Consider the following 5,127-nt stretch of genomic DNA (forward strand, 5'->3'; position numbering starts at 1 on the left):
ACTTCTAACTTCTAACTTCTAACTTCTAACTTCTAACTTCTAACTTCTAACTTCTAACTTCTAACTTCTAACTTCTAACTTCTAACTTCTAATTTTTAGCTTTTCGCTCTAATAAAGCCATATAGAATCCGTCAAATCCAGACTCATGCGCTAGTATTTTGTGGTCTTTAATAAAAGTGAATTCTTTTCCAATTTCAGTAGTTAGAAAACGTTCTACTTGTTCTTGGTTTTCAGAAGGAAGAATAGAACATGTAGCATATACTAATTTCCCGCCTGGTTTTACGATTTTAGAATAACTCTCTAAAACCTCAGATTGAATTTTGCGAATATTGTCAATGAATTCCGGTTTCAATTTCCATTTAGCATCCGGGTTTCTTTTTAAAACACCTAAACCGCTACAAGGAGCATCAATTAAAACACGATCTGCAGTTCCATGTAATCGTTTGATTACTTTCGTGCTTTCGATGATACGGTATTCAACGTTGAACACGCCATCACGTTTCGCTCTAATTTTTAATTGCTTTAATTTGCTTTCGTATAAATCCATGGCAATCAATTGTCCTTTGTTTTCCATCAAAGCAGCAATGTGCAATGATTTTCCACCTGCACCAGCACAAGTATCAACGACTCTCATTCCTGGTTTTACATCTAAGAAACCTGCTACTAATTGTGAATTAGCATCTTGAACTTCAAAGAAACCTTGTTTGAAAACATCCGTCATAAAGACATTGGCTCTTTCTTTGAGTACTAAAGCTTCAGGTTGGTCTGGTAACGATTCTGTTTCAATATCTAAGTCCATTAAGATGGCTCTTAGGTTTTCTTTAGTGGTCTTAAGTGTATTGGTTCTCAAGATTACTTTGGCAGGTTGGTTTTGAGCAGCGATTTCTTTAGCCCAAACTTCTTCTCCTAATTCCTTAACCCCTAATTCGTCTATCCAATCTGGAATCGATTCTTTGATGGCTCTTGTTCTTGATAATTCGTCAAAACGCCCTTTGATTTTTCTTTCAGGTGTTCCTTCTAATTGACGCCAATCTGGAATAGGATAACCTCTTAGTACTGCCCATACAGAAAACATTCTCCATAAATTATCGCGGTCAAATGGTTCTTTAACTTCGGCAACTTCGGCATATAATCGTTTCCAACGTACGATTTCGTAGATGGTTTCGGCAACAAATTTACGATCGGAACTTCCCCATCTTTTGTCCTTTTTTAATGCTCTTGCAACCACTTTATCAGCATATTCTCCTTCGTTAAAAATAGCGTTTAGAGAGTCGATAGTGGTATATACTAAATTTCTGTGTAATCTCATTTTAATTAATTGAGCCGCAAAGGTACTATTAATTGATTTGAAAGTTTAATTTTTAAATACTGAATATTGAAATTATCTTATTTAAGCAAAAAAAAACACCGTTGCGAACGGTGTTTTTGTATTAAGAAGTTTAATTGTTACTCTACACGAGTTAATCCAATAATTTCTGGAGCATGAAGTACCATTGGGAATTTCTCTATTTTCACAGAACTACTATCCAGTCCAAAAGCTCTTTCTTCAGATAAACTTAGTTTTTTGATGAAGAAATAAGAGTTCATCACTATTTTTTCATACCATCTTAAATCACTGTCATGAGAAAGGAATTTTTCAGATAAAACAAATTTAAAGTCACCTAAAATGTTGTTTTTATTCAAAGATTCGTATCGGCTCGTGATGTCTACTTCGCCTTTATGAACCATGTCTTTGATTACCTCTTTGAACATTAGGTTGATTTTTGTAGGTTCTCTAAAGCCTAAATTAAAATCAATACGGTATAAGTCATCTTTTAAAATTTCAGTAACTCTGTATTCTGTTTTGTAAGGTTCACTCAAGATGTTAACATGTACAAACCAATAAATATCAGCTCTTTTTGGTCTTTTTTGAAGAATAGAATACATTACTTTTTCTTCTATTTCATCAGAGCGATTGGCATTGGTCATGTAAACCAAATGAGTGGCATATTTTGGAATGGTTAAATCAACGCTTAGTTCTGATAATACTTTTTTGTAATCTTGAATTTTTACAATTTTAGTATAACTTTTGTTGATTTTTTTGGCCATAAACCAAGTCGTCATAATCGAAATCAGAATCATGGCAATAATTAAGGTAACATAACCACCTTCGGCAAATTTGGTCACATTGGCAATAAAAAAACTAAATTCAATTAGTAGATAAATAGTAATTAATGGGACCATAAAATATAATTTTACTCTTTTCATAATCAAATAAAAATTAAGTAAAATGGTGGTCATAATCATACAAAGAACGATCGCTAATCCATAAGCATGTTCCATATTGCTTGATTCTTCAAAGTGGATGACAATACCCACACAGCCCAAAAACAAAAGCCAGTTGATTGATGGAATGTATAATTGTCCTTTTAATTCGGTAGGGTATTTGATTTTAACTTTGGGCCAAAAATTCAATCGCATGGCTTCATTTATCAATGTAAAAGAACCACTAATTAACGCCTGAGAAGCAATTACAGCAGCAAGTGTTGCAATTACAATTCCAAAAGGTTGAAACCAATCAGCCATGATGAGGTAAAATGGATTTCCGTTTTGTCCTCCTAAAGTTTGTAGTGTTTCCCCTTCGTGATGAATTAAATAGGCTGCTTGTCCAAAATAATTCAATAACAACGTTATTTTTACAAAAATCCAACTGATTCGGATATTCTTACGGCCACAGTGTCCCATGTCTGAGTAAAGTGCTTCGGCTCCAGTAGTACATAGGAAAACTAAACCTAAAACGAAAAAGCCCTCAGGATGTATTTTTAATAGATGATAGGCGTAATAAGGATTAAATGCTTTTACAACTTCAGGGTGTTTTGTTATTTGAATTATTCCAAGAATCCCTAACATACTAAACCAAATAAGCATCATAGGAGCGAAAAACTTACCTACTAATTTGGTTCCAAACTGTTGTATTGAAAATAAAATAAATAATATTCCAATAACAATTGGAATCGTATTTATTTCAGGGTAGAATGTTTTGATTCCTTCGACTGCTGAGGATACGGAGATAGGAGGGGTGATAATACCGTCAGCAAGTAAAGCACTTCCTCCAATAATGGCGGGGACAATAAGCCATTTTATTTTCATTTTTTTGACTAAAGCATAAAGAGCAAAAATTCCGCCTTCGCCATGATTGTCAGCACTTAAAGTGATGATTACATATTTGATCGTGGTTTGTAAAGTTAGTGTCCAAAAAACACAAGAAATCCCTCCTAATACAATGTCAGCACTGATGGTGTGGTCTCCAAGTATGGCTTTCATAACATATAAAGGAGAGGTTCCAATATCTCCGTAAATGATGCCTAACGTAATTAATAAACCCCCTAATGATAATTTAGAATGTAAATCCCTATGCGATGTACTCATGAAGTAATTTTAATAAAAGCCCCAAATTTACTCTTTTTAAAGCGAATAGCTTAAATTTTTTTTAAAAAGAACAAAAAAAACACGGTATGTTAAACCGTGTTTTATATTTGAAAAGACTATTTTAAGTTCTTCTATTACTCATGTTGTTTGAGGAAGAACTACGACCACTACTCTCTCTTGAGGAACTCGATCTACTTTCAGAAGAACGATTTTGACTTGGTGATGGTTGCGGACTAGATTGTCTTGCCGAACTACTTCTGCTTTGAGAATTTTCTCTTTGACTTGGTGAAGGTTGCGGAGTCGATTGTCTAGTCGAACTGCTTCTGCTTTGAGAATTTTCTCTTTGACTCTGTGAAGGTTGCGGCATTGCTTCTCTGGTTGAACTACTTCTGCTTTGAGAATTGTCTCTTTGACTTTGTGAAGGTTGCGGCATTGCTTCTCTAGTCGAGTTGCTTCTACTTTGAGAATTTTCTCTTTGCCCTTGTGAAGGCTGTGGATTTACATCTCTTGTTGAGCTACTTTTTCCAGTAGAATTTTCTCTAGTATTTCCTGACTTTTGAGAATAATTTCTTGAATTATTTGAAAGTCCGCTGTTAGGAGTTGTACTTCTTGAATTTCCGTTTCTAGATGAGTTGTTTTGATTCCTTGAGCTACCACTTCTAGAGCTTTTTCTTTGGTCTAATTCATACCTGTTATTTACAGAAGCATTACGTCTTGAAAAACTAGATTCTGGATGTAAACGTTCGTATCCATTGGAACGATTTGAATTGTATAATGAAATAGCTCTATCATTTCTTCTGTAATTTACATAATTGTAGGTGTTTCGCACATTGATAGACACATGGATGTTAGAGCGGTATCTATATAATGGATAAGGTCTCCAAGCGGTATAATATCTAGGATAATAATTCCAGTACCAAGTGGATCTGTAAGGGCGATAATTACTCACGTAGAAAGATGCATAAATGGGAGGAACACTATAGTAAACAGGCTGATAAATGTAATTTGGCCCATAAATAAAATCATTCCCTACAATATGTATTTGCACATTGTTAGCATTGTTTCGTTCTACATCAATAGTAGCAACATCTTGATATACATCACGATCTATAACAGATTGAATGATAATTAAGTGTGTATTACCATCCACAGTTTCGATAACTCGTAAGTAATCTACTTGATTGTCGTAGTTCAAGTCCAAATTAGAAATTTGAATTTTAGGGTCATTTAATCGTTCCTCAAAATCCTGCAAATTACGAGAATCACCAAAAATAGAAGCAACGGCTTTTAAATCTAAATTATCGCTAATTTCGTTGTTCATCGCATTTACACTTCCATATTGTGCTTGTATTTGCATGGCAAAAAAGGAAGTCAATAAGCTCGCTATAAGTATTTTAGTTTTCATGATCGGTGCATTTTAATTGTATATTTTTGGAATATTCAATTACTGTGCCAAGATATAAAAACAATGTAAGCTTGGTTTGAATTAAAATACGATGCTAAGCACGAATCTCTAATTTTAGAGTGCTTATTATTCTGGTTTTTTTTAAATCATTTAAGAAAATTAAAGACTTTTAAGATTTAAACACTTTGAATTTAAATAGAACAGTATTTAAGAAGCTGAAACGTTATTATGTACAGCAACAGATACGTTTTCTTTTAAAAAAAAACATGCTATTCCTCGCCATTCAACAATTCTTTATACATCTCAATATTACC

3 protein-coding genes are annotated in these 5,127 nt (G+C 33.6%); all 3 read right to left on the reverse strand.

Going from position 1 to position 5,127, the window contains the following annotated elements; all coding sequences use genetic code 11:
- Positions 1 to 88: 88 nt before the first annotated feature.
- Positions 89 to 1,309, reverse strand: a complete 1,221-nt coding sequence (locus WBQ70_RS10370; protein WP_423913767.1) for an RsmB/NOP family class I SAM-dependent RNA methyltransferase — start codon at positions 1,307 to 1,309, stop codon at positions 89 to 91.
- A 137-nt stretch (positions 1,310 to 1,446) separates the two neighbouring features.
- Positions 1,447 to 3,408, reverse strand: coding sequence for a KUP/HAK/KT family potassium transporter (locus WBQ70_RS10375; protein ID WP_423913769.1), 1,962 nt, complete (start codon positions 3,406 to 3,408; stop codon positions 1,447 to 1,449).
- A gap of 121 nt (positions 3,409 to 3,529) precedes the next feature.
- Positions 3,530 to 4,813, reverse strand: a complete 1,284-nt coding sequence (locus WBQ70_RS10380) for a hypothetical protein (protein ID WP_423913772.1) — start codon at positions 4,811 to 4,813, stop codon at positions 3,530 to 3,532.
- Positions 4,814 to 5,127: the final 314 nt, after the last annotated feature.

Origin of the sequence: Flavobacterium sp., from assembly GCF_049590715.1 — a bacterium.
Lineage (GTDB): Bacteria > Bacteroidota > Bacteroidia > Flavobacteriales > Flavobacteriaceae > Flavobacterium.

What these genes read in the sequence shown, in the direction of transcription:
- WBQ70_RS10380 (WP_423913772.1), bottom strand. Translation starts at nt 4,813, where the DNA reads ATGAAAACTAAAATACTTATAGCGAGCTTATTGACTTCCTTTTTTGCC.
- WBQ70_RS10370 (WP_423913767.1), bottom strand. Translation starts at nt 1,309, where the DNA reads ATGAGATTACACAGAAATTTAGTATATACCACTATCGACTCTCTAAAC.
- WBQ70_RS10375 (WP_423913769.1), bottom strand. Translation starts at nt 3,408, where the DNA reads ATGAGTACATCGCATAGGGATTTACATTCTAAATTATCATTAGGGGGT.